This window comes from Pseudomonas sp. Pme6b (assembly GCF_058129925.1).
This window is the reverse complement of record NZ_CM176704.1, coordinates 978,203-1,000,137: the sequence shown is the minus strand read 5'-3', so window position 1 is coordinate 1,000,137 and position 21,935 is coordinate 978,203. Positions and strand designations below refer to the sequence as shown.

At 58.2% G+C, this 21,935-nt stretch carries 27 protein-coding genes; 14 read left to right on the top strand and 13 right to left on the bottom strand.

Annotation, left to right across the window (positions count from 1 at the left end; translation table 11 throughout):
- Nucleotides 1–9: 9 nt before the first annotated feature.
- Nucleotides 10–1,140: a sensor histidine kinase gene (locus tag AC4ANE_RS04465; RefSeq protein ID WP_002555406.1), complete on the top strand. Its 1,131-nt coding sequence runs from the start codon at nucleotides 10–12 to the stop codon at nucleotides 1,138–1,140.
- A 75-nt stretch (nucleotides 1,141–1,215) separates the two neighbouring features.
- On the opposite strand, the gene cbpA is transcribed toward AC4ANE_RS04465, so the two are convergent.
- The gene (gene cbpA / locus AC4ANE_RS04460) at nucleotides 1,216–2,160 is read right to left on the bottom strand and encodes a curved DNA-binding protein (RefSeq protein WP_002555407.1); all 945 of its coding nucleotides are present in this window, start codon (nucleotides 2,158–2,160) and stop codon (nucleotides 1,216–1,218) included.
- 326 nt (nucleotides 2,161–2,486) lie between these two features.
- On the opposite strand from cbpA, the gene AC4ANE_RS04455 reads away from it, so the two are divergent.
- Nucleotides 2,487–3,752 carry an Hsp70 family protein gene (locus tag AC4ANE_RS04455; protein ID WP_002555408.1) on the top strand — a complete coding sequence of 422 codons (1,266 nt, stop codon included), beginning with the start codon at nucleotides 2,487–2,489 and terminating at the stop codon, nucleotides 3,750–3,752.
- Between the two features lie 139 nt (nucleotides 3,753–3,891).
- On the opposite strand, the gene AC4ANE_RS04450 is transcribed toward AC4ANE_RS04455, so the two are convergent.
- Both AC4ANE_RS04450 and AC4ANE_RS04445 read right to left on the bottom strand, forming a co-directional pair.
- Complete coding sequence (locus AC4ANE_RS04450; RefSeq protein WP_002555409.1) at nucleotides 3,892–4,902, bottom strand: AI-2E family transporter; 1,011 nt, start codon at nucleotides 4,900–4,902, stop codon at nucleotides 3,892–3,894.
- Nucleotides 4,903–5,090: 188 nt separating this feature from the next.
- Nucleotides 5,091–5,381 carry a PsiF family protein gene (locus tag AC4ANE_RS04445; RefSeq protein ID WP_005732120.1) on the bottom strand — a complete coding sequence of 97 codons (291 nt, stop codon included), beginning with the start codon at nucleotides 5,379–5,381 and terminating at the stop codon, nucleotides 5,091–5,093.
- Nucleotides 5,382–5,533: 152 nt separating this feature from the next.
- On the opposite strand from AC4ANE_RS04445, the gene AC4ANE_RS04440 reads away from it, so the two are divergent.
- Complete coding sequence (locus AC4ANE_RS04440) at nucleotides 5,534–6,415, top strand: DMT family transporter (protein WP_002555411.1); 882 nt, start codon at nucleotides 5,534–5,536, stop codon at nucleotides 6,413–6,415.
- On the opposite strand, the gene AC4ANE_RS04435 is transcribed toward AC4ANE_RS04440, so the two are convergent.
- Nucleotides 6,412–6,645, bottom strand: coding sequence for a hypothetical protein (locus tag AC4ANE_RS04435; RefSeq protein WP_002555412.1), 234 nt, complete (start codon nucleotides 6,643–6,645; stop codon nucleotides 6,412–6,414). The genes AC4ANE_RS04440 and AC4ANE_RS04435 overlap by 4 nt on opposite strands.
- Before the next feature lie 279 nt (nucleotides 6,646–6,924).
- Between AC4ANE_RS04435 and osmE the strand changes: the two genes are divergently transcribed.
- The 5 genes from osmE to AC4ANE_RS04410 all read left to right on the top strand — a co-directional run bounded on the left by osmE (nucleotide 6,925) and on the right by AC4ANE_RS04410 (nucleotide 10,082).
- Nucleotides 6,925–7,263: an osmotically-inducible lipoprotein OsmE gene (gene osmE / locus AC4ANE_RS04430; protein ID WP_002555413.1), complete on the top strand. Its 339-nt coding sequence runs from the start codon at nucleotides 6,925–6,927 to the stop codon at nucleotides 7,261–7,263.
- 194 nt (nucleotides 7,264–7,457) lie between these two features.
- On the top strand, nucleotides 7,458–7,946 hold the full coding sequence (locus tag AC4ANE_RS04425; protein WP_002555414.1) for an Hcp family type VI secretion system effector: 489 nt from the start codon (nucleotides 7,458–7,460) through the stop codon (nucleotides 7,944–7,946).
- Between the two features lie 9 nt (nucleotides 7,947–7,955).
- Entirely contained in the window at nucleotides 7,956–8,930 is a 975-nt protein-coding gene (locus AC4ANE_RS04420; RefSeq protein WP_002555415.1) for a hypothetical protein, read from the top strand.
- The gene (locus tag AC4ANE_RS04415; RefSeq protein ID WP_031598332.1) at nucleotides 8,927–9,304 is read left to right on the top strand and encodes a hypothetical protein; all 378 of its coding nucleotides are present in this window, start codon (nucleotides 8,927–8,929) and stop codon (nucleotides 9,302–9,304) included. The genes AC4ANE_RS04420 and AC4ANE_RS04415 overlap by 4 nt, the downstream gene beginning before the upstream one ends.
- Before the next feature lie 406 nt (nucleotides 9,305–9,710).
- Nucleotides 9,711–10,082, top strand: coding sequence for a hypothetical protein (locus tag AC4ANE_RS04410; RefSeq protein ID WP_005730426.1), 372 nt, complete (start codon nucleotides 9,711–9,713; stop codon nucleotides 10,080–10,082).
- Between the two features lie 99 nt (nucleotides 10,083–10,181).
- Here the strand turns inward: AC4ANE_RS04410 and AC4ANE_RS04405 are convergent, their stop codons facing one another.
- On the bottom strand, nucleotides 10,182–10,268 hold the full coding sequence (locus AC4ANE_RS04405; RefSeq protein WP_441344152.1) for a small membrane protein YohP: 87 nt from the start codon (nucleotides 10,266–10,268) through the stop codon (nucleotides 10,182–10,184).
- Between the two features lie 210 nt (nucleotides 10,269–10,478).
- Here AC4ANE_RS04405 and AC4ANE_RS04400 point away from each other — a divergent pair, with 210 nt between their 5' ends.
- On the top strand, nucleotides 10,479–11,018 hold the full coding sequence (locus AC4ANE_RS04400; RefSeq protein ID WP_002555416.1) for a ferritin-like domain-containing protein: 540 nt from the start codon (nucleotides 10,479–10,481) through the stop codon (nucleotides 11,016–11,018).
- A gap of 303 nt (nucleotides 11,019–11,321) precedes the next feature.
- On the opposite strand, the gene AC4ANE_RS04395 is transcribed toward AC4ANE_RS04400, so the two are convergent.
- A complete protein-coding gene (locus AC4ANE_RS04395) occupies nucleotides 11,322–13,388 on the bottom strand; it encodes an AsmA family protein (protein WP_002555417.1) in 2,067 nt (688 codons plus the stop codon).
- Nucleotides 13,389–13,611: 223 nt separating this feature from the next.
- Between AC4ANE_RS04395 and AC4ANE_RS04390 the strand changes: the two genes are divergently transcribed.
- The 5 genes from AC4ANE_RS04390 (at nucleotide 13,612) to AC4ANE_RS04370 (ending at nucleotide 16,839) form a co-directional block, all read left to right on the top strand.
- A complete protein-coding gene (locus tag AC4ANE_RS04390) occupies nucleotides 13,612–14,244 on the top strand; it encodes a TetR family transcriptional regulator (RefSeq protein WP_002555418.1) in 633 nt (210 codons plus the stop codon).
- Between the two features lie 186 nt (nucleotides 14,245–14,430).
- The gene (ureE, locus tag AC4ANE_RS04385; protein ID WP_002555419.1) at nucleotides 14,431–14,931 is read left to right on the top strand and encodes an urease accessory protein UreE; all 501 of its coding nucleotides are present in this window, start codon (nucleotides 14,431–14,433) and stop codon (nucleotides 14,929–14,931) included.
- Nucleotides 14,928–15,602: an urease accessory protein UreF gene (locus AC4ANE_RS04380; protein WP_002555420.1), complete on the top strand. Its 675-nt coding sequence runs from the start codon at nucleotides 14,928–14,930 to the stop codon at nucleotides 15,600–15,602. Before ureE ends, AC4ANE_RS04380 begins: the two co-directional genes overlap by 4 nt.
- 21 nt (nucleotides 15,603–15,623) lie before the next feature.
- Nucleotides 15,624–16,241, top strand: coding sequence for an urease accessory protein UreG (gene ureG / locus AC4ANE_RS04375; protein ID WP_031597349.1), 618 nt, complete (start codon nucleotides 15,624–15,626; stop codon nucleotides 16,239–16,241).
- A gap of 25 nt (nucleotides 16,242–16,266) precedes the next feature.
- Complete coding sequence (locus tag AC4ANE_RS04370; RefSeq protein WP_002555422.1) at nucleotides 16,267–16,839, top strand: HupE/UreJ family protein; 573 nt, start codon at nucleotides 16,267–16,269, stop codon at nucleotides 16,837–16,839.
- Between the two features lie 54 nt (nucleotides 16,840–16,893).
- Here AC4ANE_RS04370 and AC4ANE_RS04365 read toward each other — a convergent pair whose 3' ends face one another.
- The 7 genes from AC4ANE_RS04365 to AC4ANE_RS04335 form a co-directional block, all read right to left on the bottom strand.
- Nucleotides 16,894–17,313 carry a hypothetical protein gene (locus AC4ANE_RS04365; RefSeq protein WP_002555423.1) on the bottom strand — a complete coding sequence of 140 codons (420 nt, stop codon included), beginning with the start codon at nucleotides 17,311–17,313 and terminating at the stop codon, nucleotides 16,894–16,896.
- Nucleotides 17,310–17,927 (bottom strand): GTP cyclohydrolase II, encoded by a 618-nt coding sequence (gene ribA / locus AC4ANE_RS04360; RefSeq protein WP_004655834.1) that lies wholly within the window; start codon nucleotides 17,925–17,927, stop codon nucleotides 17,310–17,312. The genes AC4ANE_RS04365 and ribA overlap by 4 nt, the downstream gene beginning before the upstream one ends.
- Before the next feature lie 134 nt (nucleotides 17,928–18,061).
- Nucleotides 18,062–19,027 (bottom strand): thiamine-phosphate kinase, encoded by a 966-nt coding sequence (gene thiL / locus AC4ANE_RS04355; RefSeq protein ID WP_002555425.1) that lies wholly within the window; start codon nucleotides 19,025–19,027, stop codon nucleotides 18,062–18,064.
- A gap of 16 nt (nucleotides 19,028–19,043) precedes the next feature.
- Nucleotides 19,044–19,541 (bottom strand): transcription antitermination factor NusB, encoded by a 498-nt coding sequence (nusB, locus tag AC4ANE_RS04350; RefSeq protein WP_002555426.1) that lies wholly within the window; start codon nucleotides 19,539–19,541, stop codon nucleotides 19,044–19,046.
- A complete protein-coding gene (gene ribH / locus AC4ANE_RS04345; protein ID WP_002555427.1) occupies nucleotides 19,538–20,014 on the bottom strand; it encodes a 6,7-dimethyl-8-ribityllumazine synthase in 477 nt (158 codons plus the stop codon). The genes nusB and ribH overlap by 4 nt, the downstream gene beginning before the upstream one ends.
- Before the next feature lie 129 nt (nucleotides 20,015–20,143).
- A complete protein-coding gene (ribBA, locus tag AC4ANE_RS04340; RefSeq protein ID WP_002555428.1) occupies nucleotides 20,144–21,235 on the bottom strand; it encodes a bifunctional 3,4-dihydroxy-2-butanone-4-phosphate synthase/GTP cyclohydrolase II in 1,092 nt (363 codons plus the stop codon).
- A 16-nt stretch (nucleotides 21,236–21,251) separates the two neighbouring features.
- Nucleotides 21,252–21,914, bottom strand: a complete 663-nt coding sequence (locus AC4ANE_RS04335) for a riboflavin synthase (protein WP_002555429.1) — start codon at nucleotides 21,912–21,914, stop codon at nucleotides 21,252–21,254.
- Between the last annotated feature and the right edge of the window lie 21 nt (nucleotides 21,915–21,935).

The following is a 21,935-nucleotide window of genomic DNA, read 5'->3' as shown; positions in this document are numbered from 1 at the left end:
TAGTCGGCCATGCGCCTTTCCGAGTTCATCGTTGTTCATGTGGATCGCATTGTCGATGAATGGGAAGACTTCGCCAGGACTCTGAAACCTGCCGCCGACTCGATGAGCAAGCTGGAGCTGCGCGATCACGCCAAATCGATTCTGCTCGCAGCTGCACGGGACATGAAAACTGTGCAGAGCAAAAGCGAGGAGATTGCCAAGGCCAGAGGCGAAGAGCTGAACAAGACGCCAAGCCTGGACGAAGCAGCCAGCAGCCATGGCGAGTTGCGTCATGAGGTCGGCTTTGATCTGGTGCAGATGACGTCGGAATTTCGCCATCTGCGCGCCAGCGTCATCCGCCTCTGGGTAGAAAGCCTGGCAGCGCCGCAACTGGCCGATTTTCAGGACGTGATTCGTTTCAACGAAGCCATCGACGAGGCGCTTGCCGAATCCACCGCTGCCTATGCGGAACGGGTTGGCCGTTCACGGGATATATTTCTTGCCATTCTGGGTCACGATCTGCGCGCGCCGCTGCAGGCCGTCAGCATGTCGACGGAATTGCTGGCACGCAAGATAGCGCTGGACGAAAAGACCCAGTCCTATGTTTCACGTATCCAGACCAGCACCCGCCATATGGGCTCGATGGTCAGCGATCTGCTGGAATTCGTGCGCAGTCGCTTGGGCGCCGGGCTACCGGTTGAACGCAAATACATGGATTTGGCCAGTGCTTGCCGTGAAGCCATCGAGGAAGCCTGCGCCGGGCGACCGGACTCTGTTCCGGTGCTGAACATCGAAGGCAACACCAAGGGGCACTGGGACGCCGGGCGGATCAGCCAGATGCTACAGAACCTGATCGGCAACGCCCTGCAGCACGGTGCGGCCAGTCACGAGATAACGGTCAGTGTTACGGGTGCCGAGAAAGCGGTGATATTGGTGGTACACAACGAAGGCAAGCCGATTGCCGAAGACGCTATCGGGACGATCTTCGATCCGCTGGTGCGCAGCACCGAGGAAAACAGCGAAACACGCGGTACATCGACCAGCCTGGGTCTTGGCCTGTTCATCGTCAAGGAAGTGGTCAACGCCCACGGTGGCAGCATCACTGTGACCTCGACCATTGGTGAGGGCACGACCTTCAATGTGGTGCTGCCGAAAAACTGAGCGAGGCTGATTGCCTGCTGATGCGGGTGGCGCATCAGCCCATTCAGAAAAGACAGAATCGCAAGACCGCTATGCTCAACCCTTCCACTGCGCGCGAGGATCGAACGACGAACTGTCTGCCAGTTTCTGCCAGAGTGCCCGGGTTGCCTCGTCGGTGTGCTTGGGCACGACGATTTTCAGCTGGGCGTAAAGGTCGCCCCGCTCGCCACTCTTGTTCATCAAGCCGTTACCCTTGATCCGCAGACGCTGACCGTTCTGACTGTCCGGGCGGATGGTCAGGTTGATCCTGCTGTTCAGCGTCGGTACCGCCACCTTGGTGCCCAGCACTGCTTCCCAGGGTGCCAGTGGAACGGTGATGACCAGATCATGGCCCTCGACCTCGAACAGAGGGTGCGGTGCAAGGCGAATGATCAGGTACAGATCGCCATTGGCACCCCCGCCCACTCCAGGCGCGCCCTGGCCCTTGAGACGAATGCGCTCGCCGTCAACGACGCCCGCTGGAATCTTCACATTCAGGGTCTTGGTGATATCGCTCATGCGCTGCCCGTTGGGGCTGTGCTGCGGCACCTTGAAACTGACCTGCTTGGATTCACCCGACAAGGTCTCCTCAAGGAAGACTGCCAGCTCCATCTCAACGTCCTGCCCGGTACGCCCGGGGTTGCGGGTACGGCCGCCCTGCTGTGGCCGGCCGCCGAAAATGGAGCTGAAAAACTCTGAAAAGTCTGCCGTTTCCTCGAATCCTCCAGCGCCTGCGCCAGCCCGGCTTTGCCAGCCTGGCGGAGTCTGGAACGGACGACCCTGCCGACCGTACTTGCGCAGCTCATCGTACTCGGCGCGCTTGTCAGGGCTGCTGAGCACTTCATAGGCTTCGGACGCTTCCTTGAATTTGTCTTCAGCGCCTGCTTCCTTGCTGACGTCAGGGTGATACTTGCGCGCCAGTTTGCGATAGGCGGTCTTGATCGCCTTGTCGTCCGCAGTCGGCTCAACGTCAAGTATCTTGTAGTAGTCTTTGAAATCCATGTAACGATCACCCATCCGAATTATCCGGCAAAGCCAGATACGCTGGCGTCACGCGCCCAGCTCCCTCTATTTACGAGGTATCTGGATTACCTAACGTCGAAAATTTATAGATAGCCGGCCGTCTTTGCAGACGGGTCGATCACTCGACAACATCGTGTTCGACAGCCAGGTCTACCGAGAATCCCTTCAAGATTGGGGGTAACGGGCTTCAGTTCAAGCCTTGACGGTAAATACAGTCAGGTAAATATAAGCGACGTGTCGCGCTACGCAATTGGCGCGCGCTGACATAAACTGCGCGGCCGTTTTTTGACTGGAACGTAAAAGACATGAATGACCAATCCCCGGCCCGTGCCTGCGGCATCGATTTCGGCACGTCCAACTCCACAGTCGGCTGGCAACGACCCGGCGTGGAATCGTTGATCGCGCTGGAGGACGACAAGATTACTCTACCGTCGGTGGTGTTCTTCAATATGGAGGAGCGCCGCCCGGTGTATGGCCGTTTGGCGCTGCACGAGTATCTGGAAGGTTATGAAGGCCGCCTGATGCGCTCGCTCAAGAGCCTGCTGGGCTCAAAGCTGATCAAGCATGACACCAGCGTGCTGGGCACGGCGATGCCGTTCAAGGATTTGCTGGCGCTGTTTATCGGCGAGCTGAAAAAACGCGCCGAGCACACGGCCGGACGCGAGTTCGAGCAAGTGGTACTGGGCCGCCCGGTGCATTTCGTCGATGACGATGCACAGGCCGATCAGGAAGCCGAAGACACTCTGGCCGAAGTGGCCCGCAAGATCGGCTTCAAGGACGTATCGTTCCAGTTCGAACCTATTGCTGCGGCATTCGACTACGAATCCACCATCAAAGACGAAGAGCTGGTACTGATTGTCGACATCGGCGGCGGTACGTCGGACTTCTCGCTGGTGCGCCTGTCACCCGAGCGACGCCAGCACGATGATCGCCAACAGGACATTCTTGCCACGGGCGGCGTGCACATTGGCGGCACCGACTTCGACAAGCAGCTGAGCCTGCAAGGCGTGATGCCGCTGTTCGGTTACGGCAGCCGTATGAAAAGCGGTGCCTACATGCCGACCAGCCACCATATGAACCTGGCGACCTGGCACACCATCAATGCGGTGTACTCGCAAAAGTCGCAGCTGGCGCTGGGCAGCATGCGTTATGACATTGAAGACACGGGTGGCATCGACCGCCTGTTCAAGCTGATCGAACAGCGCGCCGGGCACTGGCTGGCCATGGAAGTGGAAGAAACCAAAATCCAGCTGACCCACGCTGAAAACCGCCATCTGCCAATGGACCGGGTGGAAGCAGGATTGAGTGTGGACCTGAGCCGGGTGATGTTCGAGGCGGCAATCGACGCTCAGCTTGAGCGCGTGCGCAACAGCGTGACGAACTTGCTCAGCGACGCGGGCGTGAGTGTCGAACAGGTCAACACGGTGTTCTTCACCGGCGGCTCCAGCGGCATCCCCGCCCTGCGCAACAGCGTCTCGGCCATGCTGCCCAACGCCCGCCACGTCGAAGGCAACATCTTCGGCAGCATCGGCAGCGGCCTGGCGATTGAAGCGAAGAAGCGCTACGGCTAGTGGTATGACTCGGAGCGCAGGCACGGTAGTTAAAGAACTATCGTTCCTCACGCTGCAGCGTGGGAATGCCGTTCGTGACGCCCTGCGTCACAGATTCCAGCCGCAACGCAGACTCTAGCCAGTCAGATATCCACGCGCCCTAGACCAACCCTTCCTTCTGCAGTTCGCTCTTCAAATACGCATAGTAAATCGGCCCTGCCACCACACCCGGCAGGCCGAATGCGGCTTCGAACAGCAGCATCGCCAGCAGCAACTCCCACGACTTGGCATTGATCTGTCCGCCGACGATGCGTGCATTGAGGAAATACTCGACCTTGTGAATCACGATCAGGTAACCCAGCGCAGCCAGCGCTACCCAGATCGAGATCGACATGCCGACAATGAAAATGAGCGTATTCGACATCAGGTTACCCACCACCGGCAACAGGCCGAGCAGGAAGGTCATGATGATCAGGGTCTTGGTCAGCGGCAGGTGAATCCCGCACAACGGGAGGACGATGGCCAGGAATACCGAAGTAAACGCCGTATTGAGCAGGGAAATCTTGATCTGGGCGAAAACGATGTTGCGAAATGCGCGACTGACCAGATACAGACGATCGAACAGTGCGGCCGCCAGCGGCTTGCGCGCATGGACATCGGAAATACGCTGCAAGGCGATGATTGCCCCCAGCACCATGCCGATCAGCATGGTAACGAACATGTGTGCTGCGCCCTTGCCGATCAACTGCAACTCGCCGACGTGCTTCTGCAGCCACTGCCCAAGAGAGACCTGAAACTCCGCCGCACTGGCAGGCAGATAGGCATCAATGAACGGCGGCAGCTGACCGCGCGCGCGATCCACCAGGGTCATGAACTTGTCCAGCGAGGCCCCGGGGTTTTCGGCTTCGTGCAGCACAAAGCTGATGACACCGGCAAAAATCAGTGTCAGCAGGCTGACCACCACAGTACCCAGTAGCGCTACCGCCAGCCAGCGGGCGCGTTCGCCAGAGATCAGACGCTGCAACTTGGGGGTCAGCATGTTGACCAGTTCGAACACCAACAGTCCGGCCAGCAGGCTGGGCAGCAACTTGAATGGCAACACCAATAACAGACCGCCAAATACAAGAATCCAGCTGGCTATTAACACCTGACGCGCAGAAAACGTTGGCATAGACCCTCAACGGGCAACACAAGGAAGGTGGGCAGTCTGCCAGCCTTCTCAGTCGAGAACCAGTGATCCGAAAGCCGGAAAAAGTGCGGCGCAATCATCTGCCCGATGATCGGCTCGATAACGGCGCCAAAGTGCAGTGTTTACTGCACCCGCGCGCCTTGTCTGTAGCGATGGCTCTGGCTGGAAAATTATTTCTTCTTGAGACAATCGCTCATGAAACTCTTGCGAGCGTCGCCCTTGAGTGCCTGAGTACTGGCGGTCGCATTGCAGGTCTTCATCTTGTCCTGCTGGGTAGCTGCCGGCGTTGGTGCCGCTTTCAGGCAAGTGCTCATGAACGCCTTGCGCTCATCGCCCTTAAGCGATTTGGCGCTGGCGTCGGCATTACAAGTGGTCATTTTGTTCTGCTGCGCAGTCGCCGCGAACCCCTGAGCAGACAGCATCAAGCCAACGAGCAATAAAGGAATACCGAGCTTCTTCATCGATCCACTCTCCAGAACCACCGCACCGGACGGCGCAGGCTGTGATTCAGTGTAGTCAGATGTTCCGACCCATGACGGGGCACACTGCATCGCCGCTGGCACTCTCGACCAACAGGCGGATAATTACGCCTCGCTTTAACGATGATTCCCTCATGCAATACGCTTTTCCACTGATTACAGTCCTTATCTGGGCGATCAATACGGCCGTCACCAAGGCGTCTGCCGGAGTGATCTTTCCGGCTGAAATAGGCTTTTATCGCTGGGCGCTGGCAGGCTTGCTGTTCACACCCTTCATGCTCAGGCCTGTCTGGGCAAATCGCGCCGCGATCAAACCGGTGCTGGGTAAAATTTTCATTCTTGCCGTGCTCGGCACTGCGATGTATCAAAGCCTGGCGTATTTCGCTGCAAGCCTGACGACCGCCACCAACATGGGGATCATTCAGTCGCTGGTGCCCATGATGGCGCTGGGGCTGTCGATAGCCTGCCTGGGCAATCGCCTGACCCGTGGCGCACTGCTGGGCGCTGTGCTGTCATTCGTGGGAGTGGTAGTGGTGGTGTCGGCGGGCAATCCCGCTGGGCTGATCGATCATGGCGTCAATCGGGGCGATGCGATGGTGCTGGTGGCCGCAGCGTCGTACGCGGTCTACAGCACGCTGCTGAAGAAGTGGCAATTGTGCCTGCCGCCCCTGCAATTGCTTTACGTACAGATTCTGCTGGCGCTTATCGTGTTGCTGCCGCCTTTTATCCTGTCGGCAAAAACCGGCTTGAATGCCAGCAACATTCCGATGGTGCTGTATGCAGCCATTCCGACTTCCATGCTTGCGCCATGGTTGTGGATGACCTCGATCATGCGTCTGGGGCCCAGCCGCACAACGCTGTTCTTCAACCTGATGCCGATCGCCACGGCATTGATCGCCGCGGCGACGCTGGGCGAACAACTTGCGCTCTATCACCTGTTCGGCGGAGCGCTGACCCTGTGCGGCGTCATCCTTGCAGAACGCTGGACGACCCCGCTGCGGTCAAAGACGAGTTAGGCAGTCGCGCTGCCCTCACTGCCCTCCACACTATGAATCGACACATCGGTGATTCCGGCGGCGTGAGCCATGCCGGCTTCACCGACTGAAAGATCGTCCAGCTCGACATGGTGCTTGAGCGCCAGCTCGTGTACCACTTCGATGATGGGCACATCCAGATTCTCGATGACGTCTACGTGGTGCTCGCCCAGCAAGGTGTACTCGATTTCATACAGTTCTTTATCGCTCATCGCATCTTCCTGGCCGTCACTGAGGAGCGGCTGATTAACGAACTACGGTCCGACAACCGATGACCGAGCCCAGGGCCGGACCCTAATGTCCGACCGTGCCATCAGATTGACCTCGCGGTTTCGGGAACGTGCTGGCGAATATTCAAAGGGCCACCTCGCGGTCAGGGATTGTCGCGAGAGGTACTGCCGTATCGCCATCTTTTTTTCGAACTCTTAGCCCGGTTTCCTGCTCAAAGCGCTACCGGGCCAAGACCGGCTCTGACATGTGGAGCAATGACGATGTACAAGAAAATCTTCGCGGCGACTTTTGTATTGGCGACGATGGCCGGCTGCAGTAACACAACCGTGCAGAACCCGGTGGATTACGTCACTTATCGCAACGAACCGCTGGTCAAGCAGGTTGAGAACGGCATGACGCGCCAGCAGGTCCTGACCATCGGCGGCGAGCCGTCGAGCACCATCGAGCGTAAGGTCAACCCAGGCACCTGCAACAATTACGTCCTGGCCAAAGATGGCCACAAACAGGTTTACCACGTCAGCTTCAACAGCGACGGTCGCGTGACCAACAAAGGTTTCATGACCTGCGAACAACGCGAGAAAAACGAAAAAGCGATGTAACGGAAATAACTTACAGACGCCCGACGCGCAATGCGCCGGGCATTTCTATTTTGATGTTTAAGTATTAAACCCGTCATTAGACATTGCGTTTCAAACCACCGCTTGCGCCTTGAAACCCATGTACAAATTTGCTGTCATAGCCACTCATCTTAAAATCACTACACCGCATCACTAATGACCAAGGAAAGGTTCATATGGCTTTCGACGCTTTTATTCAGATCGCAGACATCCCGGGCGAGGCGCTGGACGAGAAGTACAGCAAGTGGATCGAAATCACCGGCTATAACTTTGGCGTCAACCAAAGCACCTCTGCCACCGCCAGTTCCTCGGGCGGCGCTTCATCCGGTCGCACCACCATGACCAACTTCACGTTTACCAAATACCTCGACAGCGCCAGTTGCAAGCTCATGGAAGCCAGCTGCGCAGGCCAGCACCTCAAGGAAGTGAAGCTGGTACTCTGCCGCGCAGGCACCGACAAGCTCAAATACTACGAAGTGGTTCTCGAGGAAGTCATCATCGCCGACTACACCCAGAGCGCAAGCGCGGGCATCCCCATCGAAATCGTACAGCTCAATTACGGCCGCATCAAAACCACCTACACCCTGCAGAAACGTGTCGATGGCACAGCAGGCGGTAACGTGACTGGCGGCTGGGACCGGATCAACAATAAAAAGTACTCGTGAGGCACGACCATGGCCGAAGCACGATCCTTCATCAACTCCAGAACACAGACCTTCGATTCTTTGAACGCCAACCTTGCGCTGCCAAAGAATGCCAAAGCCAAATTCGTCGCCCTCAATTCCCACATCTCGGGCGGCGTCGTACTGGCCGGTGAGCTGGTCATCGTCGGCGACGCGTCCACGTCCTCGTCTACCGCCCAGGAAGCCTTCCTGATGGCCAAGGCTGCGGAAGTGCATACAGCGTTGCTGGTGAATGGCGTGGAGGGAGATGACTTTTTTCTTGAGAATTTTGAGTTGCTCAAGCAGACGATTTCTTATACGTCCATGGGGATAGGCGCCACGAGTGATGGCTGGGCCAAGCATATGGACGAGATCAAGAAAGCCCTTCAACAGATCGAAAAACTTTATCGGGAACACATGGGCTCCGGCACGATGACCCAACGAGACGCTTTCTACGCCAAACGAACTGAGTTGTTCATGAAGCTTGATAAGCTGCTGAACAATTTTCTGGCGTATGGATCCGGACTGCGCAACGAAGGCTCGATCAAACGACTGCTTGGACTTTCGACTAATAGCTACATGCACACAGGAGAAATCGCGGGATACGCTGACAAGGTATCTGGCGTGGCCAAAGCCTCCAAATGGATCAAGAGAGGAACGTATATAGGGACTGCGCTTGAGGTGGGCGCCACAGGGCTTTCGATTCATAAGGCCTGTACGGTAGGCCGCGAGGAGCAATGTCAAAGGGCGAAATATGTGGAGGGGAGCTCATTACTGTTTAGTATCGGAGGCTCCACTGTTAGCGGGGCTGGGGGTGGGTACATAGCTGGCGGTATATGTCTTGTGGCGCTAGGTATCACAACAGGGCCTGGGGCACTGGCTTGCACTATAATCGGGGGTGCAGCTGGAGGATGGGTAGGCGGAGAAGGAGGCCAATGGGTCGGCGAGCGAATTGGAGAGTACATTTATGAGGCAGTTTCAAAATGACAAATATCCCAGTAGGCTTGATCGGTATACTCATAATGGTACCTATGATACTCAACCTTTTCGCCACCGCTATCATTGCGCATAAGTACGTTGAGATCATTGAGGAGCAGCTACCAAACTGCTCTTCCGTACAGACCATTAGAGAGGCATGGTCGGGTGGAGGCCTGCTCGGAAAGGTTATGCGCGGCGGCGTTATTTCAGTAGTGCTAATGTTACCAAAACTAAGCGCCAGAAGAGGAATCATTGATGCCTCGGAGGTTGAACGCCTTCCAGCACGTTACAAAAACCTCTTGATCATTCCGACAACCATAACCTTTATTTTATTCACAGCGATGATGGCGCTCAGAATCGCCGGACACTACCTAGGACTTTAAGGTACTAGACGAGATCAAAAATTGACCAGTATCGAGTCAGGATTAGCAGACATTATTATCTTTACAATTATGGCGCTCAGCTTGCCCTCTATTATTTATGTAGCGCACATTTACACAGGTGGAATCGAATCACAGCTACCAAAATCCTCATTCGTCTCATCAAACCGAAAAGTACTGTACGCAGGTGGCTTACCCGGCAAACTTAAAGGCTGACTGATGCAGATGAGTTGAACAAATTCACTGGCCATCTCAAGAGGAGATTACTAATACCCGGACAATTCCATTGGCGTGCGCCGCAGCGCCGAGTCATCTTCTAGCGCACTGATTAAGCTTCAGGGCATTGTAATTCTCACATCATCTAAAGTTCAGAGTCGCAAAAAATCAGCTCAAACAGGGAGCCAACGTATTGAACACTGTAGAGCCTGGCATCATAGCCGGCATCATCATGGCTTCAGTATTTCTAAATTTGATTACAATGGCATATACAGCACATCGGTACATCGACACTGTCGAGTCACACCTATCGAACTGTCAGTTTGTAAATGATTATAAGCGACTGTATGCAGGTGATGATTTACGCAGCAAAGTACAGCGCCTTTGGATGGCTGCATTGGTTTTATCGACGCCGGGCCTGCTTATCAGAAGGAAACTCGTCGATCCTCAGGATCTTAAAAACTTTCCTGCGGAGCTCAAAGTGCGCATTCTGGCGGCGTGGATGATCGGCATGCTAGCCATGACGGCATCCGTGATATTTTATTTCTGGACCAAATACCTCTAACGAGCAGCGTCTGACGCCCAGTCCATTTCTAAAAAATCATTACCGCGCCCCAAAGAATCCTTCAGAGCGCAGTGACCACGCCAACCAGCAGGTTGACGCTTAGAAAACCAGCTTGAACAGGGCGATGACCACGACCAGGCCGATCAGAAAGATGATGCCGACGGTGCTTCCGAGAAACTTAAGCATTGTGTATCTCCACGATTTATTTGGGTCTCATGGTTGGGACCGCAGCGTTCTGCACTCGTTTCTTATATTTTTACATTCAGTCACAACCGTCCGCACCGGCGAAAATCCGATAAAACTTTTCCCCTCCTCCAGCACTCACAACCTTTGCTGATCCTGCCGGGCAACACACAGAGCGGGACAGCAAAACCTGATGAACCCTGGAGATAAATGATGATTTCTGCACCGCAATCACAGCTTTCCGATGTAAATACTCTGCGCCAGCGTGCGCGCCAGAACGTTGAGAATGGTGCTGTGACTGAAGGTTACAGCGCTGACCGCGAAACCGTGCTGCGCCTGCTCAATGAGTCACTGGCGACCGAGCTGGTCTGTGTGCTGCGCTACAAACGCCACTACTACATGGCGTCCGGCCTCAAGGCGAGCGTGGCGGCAGCCGAGTTTCTGGAGCACGCTGAACAGAAAGCACAGCACGCCGACAAGCTGGCCGAGCGCATCGTGCAGCTGGGCGGCGAGCCGGAATTCAACCCGGACCTCCTGTCGAAGAACTCCCACGCACAATACGTTGCGGGCAACACGCTGAAGGAAATGGTGTACGAAGATCTGGTTGCCGAGCGCATCGCGGTCGACAGCTATCGCGAGATCATTCAGTACATCGGTGACAGCGATCCGACCACCCGCCGCATCTTTGAAGAGATCCTTGCTCAGGAAGAAGAACACGCCGACGACATGTCGGACATCCTCGAAGGCCTGTAACAAGCGGCGACAAGTGAAAAGCCAGGACCTGTGTCCTGGCTTTTTTGTGGACAACTGGAATGCGTGATCGACGCACGACTATCGTTCCCTGTGCTCCCTTTGCATGCCGATCGTGACGCTCTGCGTCACAAGCCTGCATCGCACCGCGCATCAAGACCGGACGCGGAGCGTCCAGAGCGGCATGCGACGCGGAGCGTCGCACGATAGTTGAGATTATCGTTCCGCTCGCTCCAGCGTCGGAATGCATTGCGTGACGCTCTGCGTCACAGATCTGCATCGCACCGCTGATCCTTGAGTGTGCAATCACTTCACCGTCTTCGGCGCCTTGCCGGTGCGCATCTGCTCCAGTAGCGGGCCGCATTGGTTCGGTGCGCTATCGCCGGTCGCGACCAGCGCCAGCAGACCGGCCACCGGGCCTACGGTTGCACCGAGCAGAACCATACCGGCGCCGCGTAGCAGTAACGGGCCAGACTGCACGCCTGCATTGGGCTTGGCGAACGGGCCGTTGACGTACAGTGGCGAGCGTAACGAGAACACGCGGAAGCCCTTGGACTCCGGGTTGATCTGCAGGTCCAGTTGCTCAGTCTTCATGTTTGCGGTGCCATTGATGTAGATGATGGCGTTCTCGGTATCGAAGACGAACAGCCGACTGGTCGCCAAGCCGTCCTTGATGCCGAAATCAGAAGCCGCGCAATTGATCTTCACGTCCTTGTCGCCAAACAGCTTGCCCACCACGTAGTTGCCCACGTTGAGCCCGGCAATTTCCATCAGGCCACGGCTGATCGCGCCGTCGTTGACCAGCATTTTCATTTCACCGTTGGCGGTGCCGAGCAAAGCGGCAATCGAGTTGCCTCCGCCACTGATGTCGGCATCGCCATTCAGCTCACCGAAGCTGGTTTTCATCGGTTCAAAGGTCGGGAACAGCTGCTTGAGCTTGAAGTTGCGCGCCGACAGCTTCGCCCTGCCCTGCAACGGCTTGTTGCGGCCGTCGAGGCGGATATCCGCATCCAGCTTGCCGCCTGCCACTCCAAAGCGCAGCGGCTCCAGGCTCAATTGACCATCGTTGAGAATCAGATGGGTATACAGGTCGGTGAACGGTAAGTCCGGGCTTTGCACAATGCGCTTGCCGGTGAACTCCACGTCGGCATCCATCGCGCGCCAGCGGTCGGTCTGAAATTCTTCTACGGGCAGGACTTTGCCCGATGGCTGCTTGCTCTCGCCACCGCGCTTTTTCTGAGCGGCATTCGAGTCCGCACCAATCAGCGGCGCGAGGTCGCTGAACAACAACTGATTGGACACCAGCACGCCGCTCAGCTTCGGCCGTGGCTGGCTGGCGACGTAACCCAGATCGCCGTGGATATCGCTGTTGCCGATCTTGCCGTTGAAGCCTTCGTAACGAAAGTTGGCTCCTGCCGGGTCATGCAGTTTGGCGATCAGGCGGCCATCGGTGGAGTAAGCCGGAGAGTCCGGCAGGGTCACGCCGGTCAGCGGGTACAGATTGCTCAGGCTCGCGCCGGAAAGTTTGAGGCGCAGATCCAGCGCACCCAGGTTCTGTGGGTCGGTCAGGGTCCCGGCGATGACCGCGTGGGTATCACCGACCTTCACATCGGCCTGCACCGGGAAAGGCTGACTGGCATCCTTGAGTGCGAGAAGGCCACCCACCTTGCCGGTACCGCTCAGTTTCTGACCATGGTACTGGCCTGTTACAGCCAGACCAAACGCATAGTCCTGAGGTACTGCGCCCTTTTTCTGGGCCTTTTGCGCTTCCTTGCTGCCAACGATTTCGCTGAACGGGATCGGCTTGCCGAGCAGGTCAATCACCACATCCAGATTGGCATTCAGTGTCTGGTCATTGAAACTCACCAGCCCCTTGTCGAACTTGATGGCCCCGATATCCACCACCCACTTGGAAGGTTCAGCGTTCGGGTCGGATTTGGGCAGATCGAACACCCAGTTGGCGCGACCATCGGCCAGCCGCTCAAGCTTTGCCTCTGGACCGGTCAAATCGATACGCGGGATGACCACTTGCTGAGCCAGCAGCGGCAACAGCGAAAGACGAAACTCAACGTGCTTGAGAGTGACCATCTGCGGAGTTTTCGACCACTCGGGATTACCCAGTGTCAGGTCATCGGCCACGAAGTGCGGCGACGGCACCCAGGCACGCCAGCCGCCGAGTTCGGGCTCGCGCGTCCAGCGCACATCCAGGTCACCATTGATGGCGAACGGGCGATGCAGCGCTTCGCTGACTTTCTCATTGAGGGTGGGTTTGATGCGGTTCCAGTCGAACGTGACAAGCACAATGACCAGTATGGCCAGCACCACCAATAACGTGGCACCTGTCCAGGCGAAAATCTTGCGGCTGCGCGTCATGCGTGACTCTCCAGAAAACAGCGCCCCGACCCTGGCGCGCTGAATACGACATGAATGTTCGACTGACAAACGCGCCGAGGGTTTGATTTGAATACGAAATCGCACCAAAGGCCAGCACCCGCGCTGCAGCGCACGTAAAAGAGTCTGAATGAAAACCCTTTCGACGCAGGTAAAGCGCATTTGCTAAAGTGCAGCCCAGCCTAATCCAAGAATCGTTTGAGCCATGCTGCCCCGCGCCGAACAGAAACAACAGACCCGAAGAGCCTTGCTTGATGCTGCCCATCAGTTGATGGAAAGCGGGCGCGGCTTCGGCAGCCTGAGCCTGCGGGAAGTGGCGCGCACGGCGGGCATCGTGCCGACCGGGTTTTATCGCCACTTCGAAGACATGGACCAGTTGGGCCTGGCGCTGGTGAGTGAGGTCGGCCAGACCTTCCGCGAAACCATCCGGCTGGTGCGCCACAATGAATTCGCCATGGGCGGGCTGATTCGCGCGTCGGTGAAGATATTTCTAGAGCGTGTAGCGGCCAATCGCTCGCAGTTTCTGTTTCTGGCCCGTGAACAGTATGGCGGCTCTCTTAAAGTGCGTCAGGCGCTGGGGGCTTTGCGCGAGGGCATCAGCGCCGACCTGACGGCCGACCTGGCAAAAATGCCCAAATGGCAGCACCTGAACGCTGACGCGCTGTCGATCATCGCCGACCTTGTGGTCAAAAGCGTGTTCGCCATGCTGCCGGAACTGATCGACCCTCCACCCGCTTCGCTTGCACCGCACCTGACACCTCAGGCCAAGATTACCCAGCAACTGCGCTTCATCTTTATCGGCGCACGGCACTGGCGTGGGCTCGGTAGTCACGATTGAGCGTCAGTTGAAGCCAGCTAGAGCACCAAAACAGGTCGCTTTTTTCGTTGCGCACCATTAGTGATCAAGGCAAGGCCGTGCACAATTAAAAAGTAAGGCATTTCCGCCAGCGATTTCCTACAGCCTGCCCTGTTGGCAAGCCCCTTGCTCTGATTTGAAGCATCGCAATTGGCTGGAAGCTATCTAATGCTGGTGATTCACAACCGAATCGAACCTCAGGCCGAATGGGCCGCCGAGCTGCATTTGAATTTCGAGGCACGCAGCAAGAGTCGCCTGCGCTGCTTCAGTGCGGAAAACGAAGACGTCGGCCTGTTTCTGCAACGCGGTCAATCGCCCCTGCGCGATGGCGAGTTTCTACAGGCCGAAGATGGCCGCGTGGTACGTGTCTGCGCTCGCCCGGAAAAGCTGATGCACGTTACTTGCAGCAGCACCTTCGAACTGACCCGCGCGGCCTATCATCTCGGCAATCGTCACGTAGCCCTGCAGGTCGGCGACGGCTGGTTGCGCCTGCTCGATGACTACGTGCTCAAGGCTATGCTCGATCAACTCGGTGCCACCGTCGAAACCATCGAAGCGCCGTTCCAGCCGGAACATGGTGCCTATGGCGGCGGGCATCACCACTCGCGTGCAGGCGAAGAGGATTTCAACTATCCGCCGCGCATGCACCAGTTCGGCGTGCGCAAGTGAACAGCGCCTGGGCGCTTTTGCGTCTGGCCAGCCCGCAGCTGCCGATTGGCGGCTACAGCTATTCACAAGGGCTGGAAATGGCCGTGGAGCAGTCCATCGTGGTGGACCCGCAGACTGCAGGGCGCTGGATAAGCGATCAGCTGTTGCTCAATCTCGCTCGCTTTGAGGCACCCTTGCTGCTGGCCCATTGTGAAGCAGCGTCAGCCGGTGACTGGGGCCAACTGCTGCAAGTCAGCGAGCAACACCGCGCCAGCCGCGAAACGCGCGAGCTGCATCAGGAAAGCCGGCAGATGGGTTATTCCTTGCAACAACTGCTCAATGGCCTGCCTGAGCTGGATCGCGATGCGCGCCACTTTCTTGAACAGACTGCAGAGCCGCACCTGGCCCTGGGCTGGGCGCTGGCCGCACGTGCCTGGCAGATCAGCCCGCAAGACGCGCTGGCCGCATGGCTGTGGAGCTGGCTGGAAAACCAGCTGGCCGTGCTGATGAAAACCCTGCCACTCGGCCAGCAAGCTGCGCAACGCCTGACCAGCGAGCTGTTGCCGTTACTGCAGCAAGCGCAGGTCAATGCCACCCGACAAGATACCCACCATGCCGGCAGCGCAGCCTTCGGCCTGTCCCTGGCGAGCATGGCGCATGAACGTCAATACAGCCGGTTATTCCGGTCCTGATCAGTATTTATGGAGAACTCAATGAACAGCAAACCTCTGCGCGTCGGCATCGGTGGCCCGGTAGGGTCCGGCAAGACAGCCCTGACCCTGGCGCTGTGCCTGGCATTGCGCGACCGCTATAACCTGGCGGTCGTGACCAACGATATCTATACCCGCGAAGACGCTGACTTTCTGGTGCGCAACGAGGCACTGGCCCCTGAGCGCATCATCGGCGTTGAAACCGGTGGTTGCCCGCATACCGCAATTCGTGAAGACGCGTCGATCAACCTGGAGGCGGTTGACCAGCTCAATCGCCGCTTTGAGGGCCTGGACCTGATCATTGTCGAATCCGGTGGCGATAACCTTTCCGCAACGTTCAGCCCGGAGCTTTCCGACCTGACGATTTACGTGATCGACGTATCGGCAGGCGACAAACTGCCTCGCAAAGGTGGCCCGGGTATCTGCAAGTCCGATCTGCTGGTAATCAACAAGATAGACCTCGCACCGCTGGTGGGCGCGTCACTGGAAATGATGGACAGCGACACGCGCAGGATGCGTGGCGAAAAGCCGTTCGTGTTCAGCAACCAGAAAACCGGTCAGGGTCTGGAACAGATCATTGCCTTCATTGAACGCCAGGGTCTGCTCACTGCAGGCGCCTGAATTCACAACCAAAAGGAACCCGTCGATGAACTACAAAAAAGCCCTTGGCGCCCTCGCGCTGCTGCTGATCCCGACCCTGGCGCTGGCCCACCCCGGTCATGGCGATAACGGTCTGATAGCGGGTATCAGCCACCCGATTGGCGGTCTGGATCATTTGCTGGCAATGCTTGCCGTCGGCTTGTGGGCCGCACAACAGCAAGGTTCCGCACGCTGGGCGCTGCCCTGCACTTTCGTCGGCACCATGCTGATCGGCGGCGTGCTGGGCTTTGAAGGTCTGAACCTGCCAGCACTGGAAAGCGGCATTGCCGCGTCGGTACTGGCGCTGGGTCTGGCTGTGGCACTGGCAGTGCGTCCGCCCTTGGCACTGGCCGTTGCAGCGACAGCACTGTTTGCGTTGTTCCACGGTGTGGCGCATGGCCTTGAGCTTCCGGACATGTCCAGCCCATGGGCTTACGCAGCAGGCTTCGTGGCAGCGACTGCAGCCTTGCATGCGGCAGGTTATGCCGTGGTTCGCGTATTGCCTCAGGCGGCAGCACCGCTGGTGCGCATCGCAGGTGCAGCTTCTGCGGCAACGGGTGTGTGGTTGCTGGCGGGCTGATCGGATTTCCGGCTGGTCGTACCCACTTCGTCTGGAAAAATCAGCCAGGGTCGATCAGCGGGAAAGCGCAGGAATGCGGTATAGGTAGAGCAGGACTGCGCTGGCAAACGCCAGCAGGCAGACCGGCAAAGGGTGCAAGCCGAACAGCACTGCGATGGCGGCGATCCACGCGGGCAGCCCGGCAGCGAGAAAGGCCATACGGCGGACAGCAGCGAGTTTGAGCCATGCTGCCGGCTCTTCCGGCGTGTCGAGTGCAGCCTGGGTAGCCGTCAGCGCACGCTTGTAAGCCCCGAACGGCTTCAGGCTGACGAACATCGAGCCTATCCCGGCAATGAACAGCGGTATCGCCAACACAGGAATGAGCGGCTCGCTGGCACCGAAAAACACACAGACCACCAGCAATGGTGCCAGGGTCAGACCCAGTTGACGCCACCACGCCATTTCCAGCTTTTGACGCACCTCGCTGCGTGTCACGCGGGGCCGACCTCGCTTTGATGCTCGTTACCCATCATGTGTCCCAACTTGCCCGCCTTGGTCGCCAGATAAAGGCGGTTGTGCGGGTTTTGTCCGGTGTGCAACGGCACACGCTCGGCGACCGTGATGCCCATGTCGGTCAAGGCCTTGACCTTGCGCGGGTTATTGGTCATCAGACGCAACGATTGAACGCCCAAGTGCTGAAGCATCGGCAGGCAGATCGCGTAATCGCGCTGGTCGGCAGCAAAGCCCAGACGCTCATTGGCCTCTACTGTGTCAGCGCCGCCATCCTGCAGCTCGTAGGCGCGGATCTTGTTCATCAGGCCGATACCGCGCCCTTCCTGACGCAGATACAGCAATACGCCGCGCCCTTCGGTAGCAATGGCGCGCAGGGCGGCTTCAAGTTGTGAACCGCAATCGCAACGCTGACTGAACAGGGCGTCGCCTGTCAGGCATTCGGAATGCACGCGGCCAAGAACCGGCGCACCGTCCGCCACATCGCCCAGACTCAGGACGACATGTTCACGGCCGGTTGCCGACTCGATAAAGCCGTGCATGGCAAACTCTGCAAAGGGGGTGGGCAGTTTGGAAGCGGCGACAAATACGACGGGCACCGTGTGCTCCTGATCAGTATGAAGACTGGAAATTCGCAAGATTCGCATTGTAACAGCAGGTTCCTGCGGACGCTCAGGCTGAATTCTCGGGCATTTAGATCATAAAGTTCGATAGATAGACGCAGTGCATCGCTTCACTGCGCGCTGTCGAAATGCTGGTAGCCACGCGTATCGGGCGTGACATCCAGCCCTGCGCCGTCGACAACAACGACACCTTGGCCCTTTTCTACCCGGCCAATCACATGCACCGGCCAGCCTTCATCCAGCAAGCTGGCAAGGTGTCCGGACGGCAGCGTGAAAGCCAGGATGTAATCGTCGCCACCGCTGAGCGCAGCCTGCCGGGCAGACGGCAGATCGAACAACGTCAGCAACTGATCAGACATCGGCAGCCTGTCACGCTCGACGACCAGCCGGACGCCTGATGCACGGGCAATGTGTCCGCAATCAGCCAGCAGCCCATCGGAGATGTCCAGCGCCGACGTCGCCCTGCCCCGCAATGCCTGCCCCAGCGCTAGCTGAGGTTGCGGCGACCAGTAGCGGGCCAGCAACGCCTCGGCAATCGAAGCCTCGGCGCTGCGTTGCTTCAATACCAGCGGCAACGCGCCTGCACCATCACCCAGCGCGCCGCCAACGCAGAGCAAATCGCCGGCGCAAGCGCCGCTGCGCGTCAGGGCCGAGCCGGCTGGAACAGCGCCGAACACCGTCAGCGTAAGGCTCAAGGGCCCGCGTGTGGTATCGCCGCCGATCAAACGCAGCGAACAGCCCAGCGCCATGTGATTGAGGCCGCGGGCAAATGCCTGCAGCCAGTCGGCATCGACCTGCGGGAGGGTCAAGGCAAGGGTAAACGCGACAGGACGAGCGCCCATGGCCGCCAGATCGCTGGCAGATACCGCCAGCGCGCGCTGGCCAAGCAGAAAGGGGTCGCAGACATCAGGAAAATGCACCCCGGCAACCAGGGTATCGGTCGAGATCGCCAACTGCTCGCCGGGCGCTAACGCCAGCAGCGCGCAGTCGTCGCCGATCCCCAGGGCAACTTCCTCGCCCACCTGCGCACAGGGCGCGGCGGCGAAGTAATTGCGGATCAGCTCGAACTCTCCCATAAAGGTCAGGCGCGAATCAGCGCTTGTGGGCCTTCACTTCGACTTCACGCAGGCGCGGCGCCAGCTTGTCCAGCACACCATTGACGAACTTGTGGCCGTCAGTAGAACCGTAGACTTTGGCCAGCTCGATGCCTTCGTTGATTACAACGCGGTAAGGCACGTCGATGCGCTTGAGCAGCTCGAAGGTCGACAGGCGCAGGACGGCCAGTTCAACCGGGTCGAGTTCTTCGATGGTCAGGTCGAGGCAAGGCGAGAGCGCGGTGTCGATCTCGGTCTTGTTGGTGGCCACACCGTGCAGCAGTTCACGGAAGTAGGCGCCGTCGACATTGCTGAAATCGTTGTCTACACGAAACTGTGCTTCGATCTCGTTCAACGCATGGCCAGCCATGTGCCACTGATAAAGGGCCTGAGTAGCCATCTGCCGCGCTTCGCGACGTTTGGCACTTTTGCCCTTGGCAGCTTCCGGCGATTTGGCGTCGCGCGGGTTGAACTGGTCGGTATCGTCGGAAATCACTTGGCCTCCAGCTGCGACAGCAGGCTTACCATTTCAATGGCGGACAGAGCAGCTTCAGCGCCCTTGTTACCGGCCTTGGTGCCGGAACGCTCGATGGCCTGCTCGATGGAGTCGACGGTCAGTACGCCGAAAGCGACCGGAACGCCGAACTCCATGGACACCTGAGACAAGCCTTTGACGCACTCGCCTGCAACGTATTCAAAGTGCGGAGTACCGCCACGGATCACCGCACCCAGCGCGACGATGGCCGCAAATTCGCTGCGCTGGGCAACTTTCTGCACGACCAGCGGAATTTCGAACGCACCCGGCGCACGGATGATGGTGATGTCGCTTTCGCTGACACCGTGGCGTACCAGCGCATCAACGGCACCGCTAACCAGGCTTTCCACGACGAAGCTGTTGAAACGGCCCACTACCAAGGCGTAGCGGCCTTGTGGGGCGATGAAGGTACCTTCGATGGTCTTCAAGGTCATTCGGTGAGTCTCGTATTAAAGAGCAAGCCCGCCTTGGGGCGGACTTTGAGGGATATTAGGCCACGAATCGCAACTGTCAGGCCAAAAGCTGCGAAAAACCGTCTTTCGCACGCCCCGACCTGCCGGTATTTATTCGGAGGACACGTATTCTACAACTTCCAGATCGAAACCGGATATCGCATTGAACTTCATCGGTGAACTCATCAGGCGCATTTTGCGCACGCCGAGGTCACGAAGGATCTGCGAACCGGCACCCACCGTGCTGTAAGTGGTCGGCGTCTTGATCGGTTGCTGCCCTGCGGTTTCGCGGATATGTGCCAGCAATACATCGCCATCCAAGGGGTGACCAAGCAACAGCACAACACCGCTGCCCGCCTCGGAAACCGCTCGCATGGCGGCGCGCAGGCTCCAGCGGCCGGGCTGTTTGACCATCAGCAGGTCGCGCAGCGGGTCCATGTTGTGCACGCGAACCAGCGTGGGTTCTTCTGCGCAGATCTTGCCCAGGGTCAGCGCCAGATGCACGTCGCCCTCGACCGAATCGCGGTAGGTCACCAGGTTGAAACTGCCCAGTTCGCTGTCCATCGGCTGCTCGGCAATCCGCTGAACGGTACGTTCATGGATCATCCGGTAGTGAATCAGGTCGGCAATGGTGCCGATCTTGATGTCGTGTTGCCGGGCAAATTCTTCAAGTTCGACGCGACGCGACATGGTGCCGTCGTCGTTCATGACTTCGCAGATCAGCCCCGTCGGTTCGAAGCCTGCCATGCGCGCCAGGTCGCAGGCCGCTTCGGTATGACCGGCGCGAGCCAGGGTGCCGCCAGCCTGAGCCATCAGCGGGAAGATGTGCCCAGGACTGACGATGTCTTCTGCTTTGGCTTCTTTGGCAGCGGCGGCCTGAACGGTGCGTGCCCTGTCGGCTGCGGAGATACCGGTGGTCACGCCTTCCGCGGCTTCAATGGAGACGGTGAACTTGGTGCCGAAGCCGGAGCCGTTACGCGGTGCCATCAGCGGCAGTTTGAGAGTTTCGCAGCGCTCGCGGGTCATCGGCATGCAGATCAGGCCACGGGCGAAACGCGCCATGAAGTTGATGTGCTCGGGCTGCACACATTCGGCGGCCATGATCAGGTCGCCTTCGTTCTCACGGTCTTCGTCATCCATGAGGATGACCATCTTGCCCTGGCGAATGTCTTCAACCAGTTCTTCGATAGTATTGAGCGCCACGCGGCACCCCCTTGATTCAGGATTTGAGGTAGCCGTTCTCGGCCAGAAAGCTTTCGGTGATCGTGCCGTGGCCCGGCTCGGCGGCCTTGTCGCCCAGCAGCAGGCGCTCCAGGTAACGTGCCAGCAGGTCTACTTCCAGGTTGACCTTACGGCCAGGCTGGTAGTCGGCCATGATGGTTTCGCTGAGGGTGTGCGGCACGATGGTCAGTTCGAACTCGGCACCATTGACCGAGTTGACCGTCAGGCTGGTGCCGTCGACCGTGATCGAGCCTTTATGGGCGATGTATTTGGCCAGCTCGCGCGGAGCACGCACCGTAAACTGAATGGCGCGGGCGTTATCGGCACGGGAAACAATTTCGCCCACGCCGTCGACATGGCCGCTGACCAGATGGCCGCCCAGACGCGTAGTCGGGGTCAGGGCCTTTTCCAGGTTGACCCGGCTGCCGCTCTTCAGATCGACGAAGGCAGTTACGGTCAGGGTTTCACGACTGACGTCAGCCCAGAAGCCGTCGCCGGGCAATTCGACGGCGGTCAGGCATACGCCATTGACGGCAATGCTGTCGCCAAGCTTGACGTCGCTCAGGTCGAGCTTGCCGGTCTCCACGTGAACGCGGACGTCGCCGCCCTTGGGAGTCAGGGCGCGGATGCTGCCGATGGATTCGATAATGCCGGTAAACATGGGTCCTCCGGGAGAACAAGG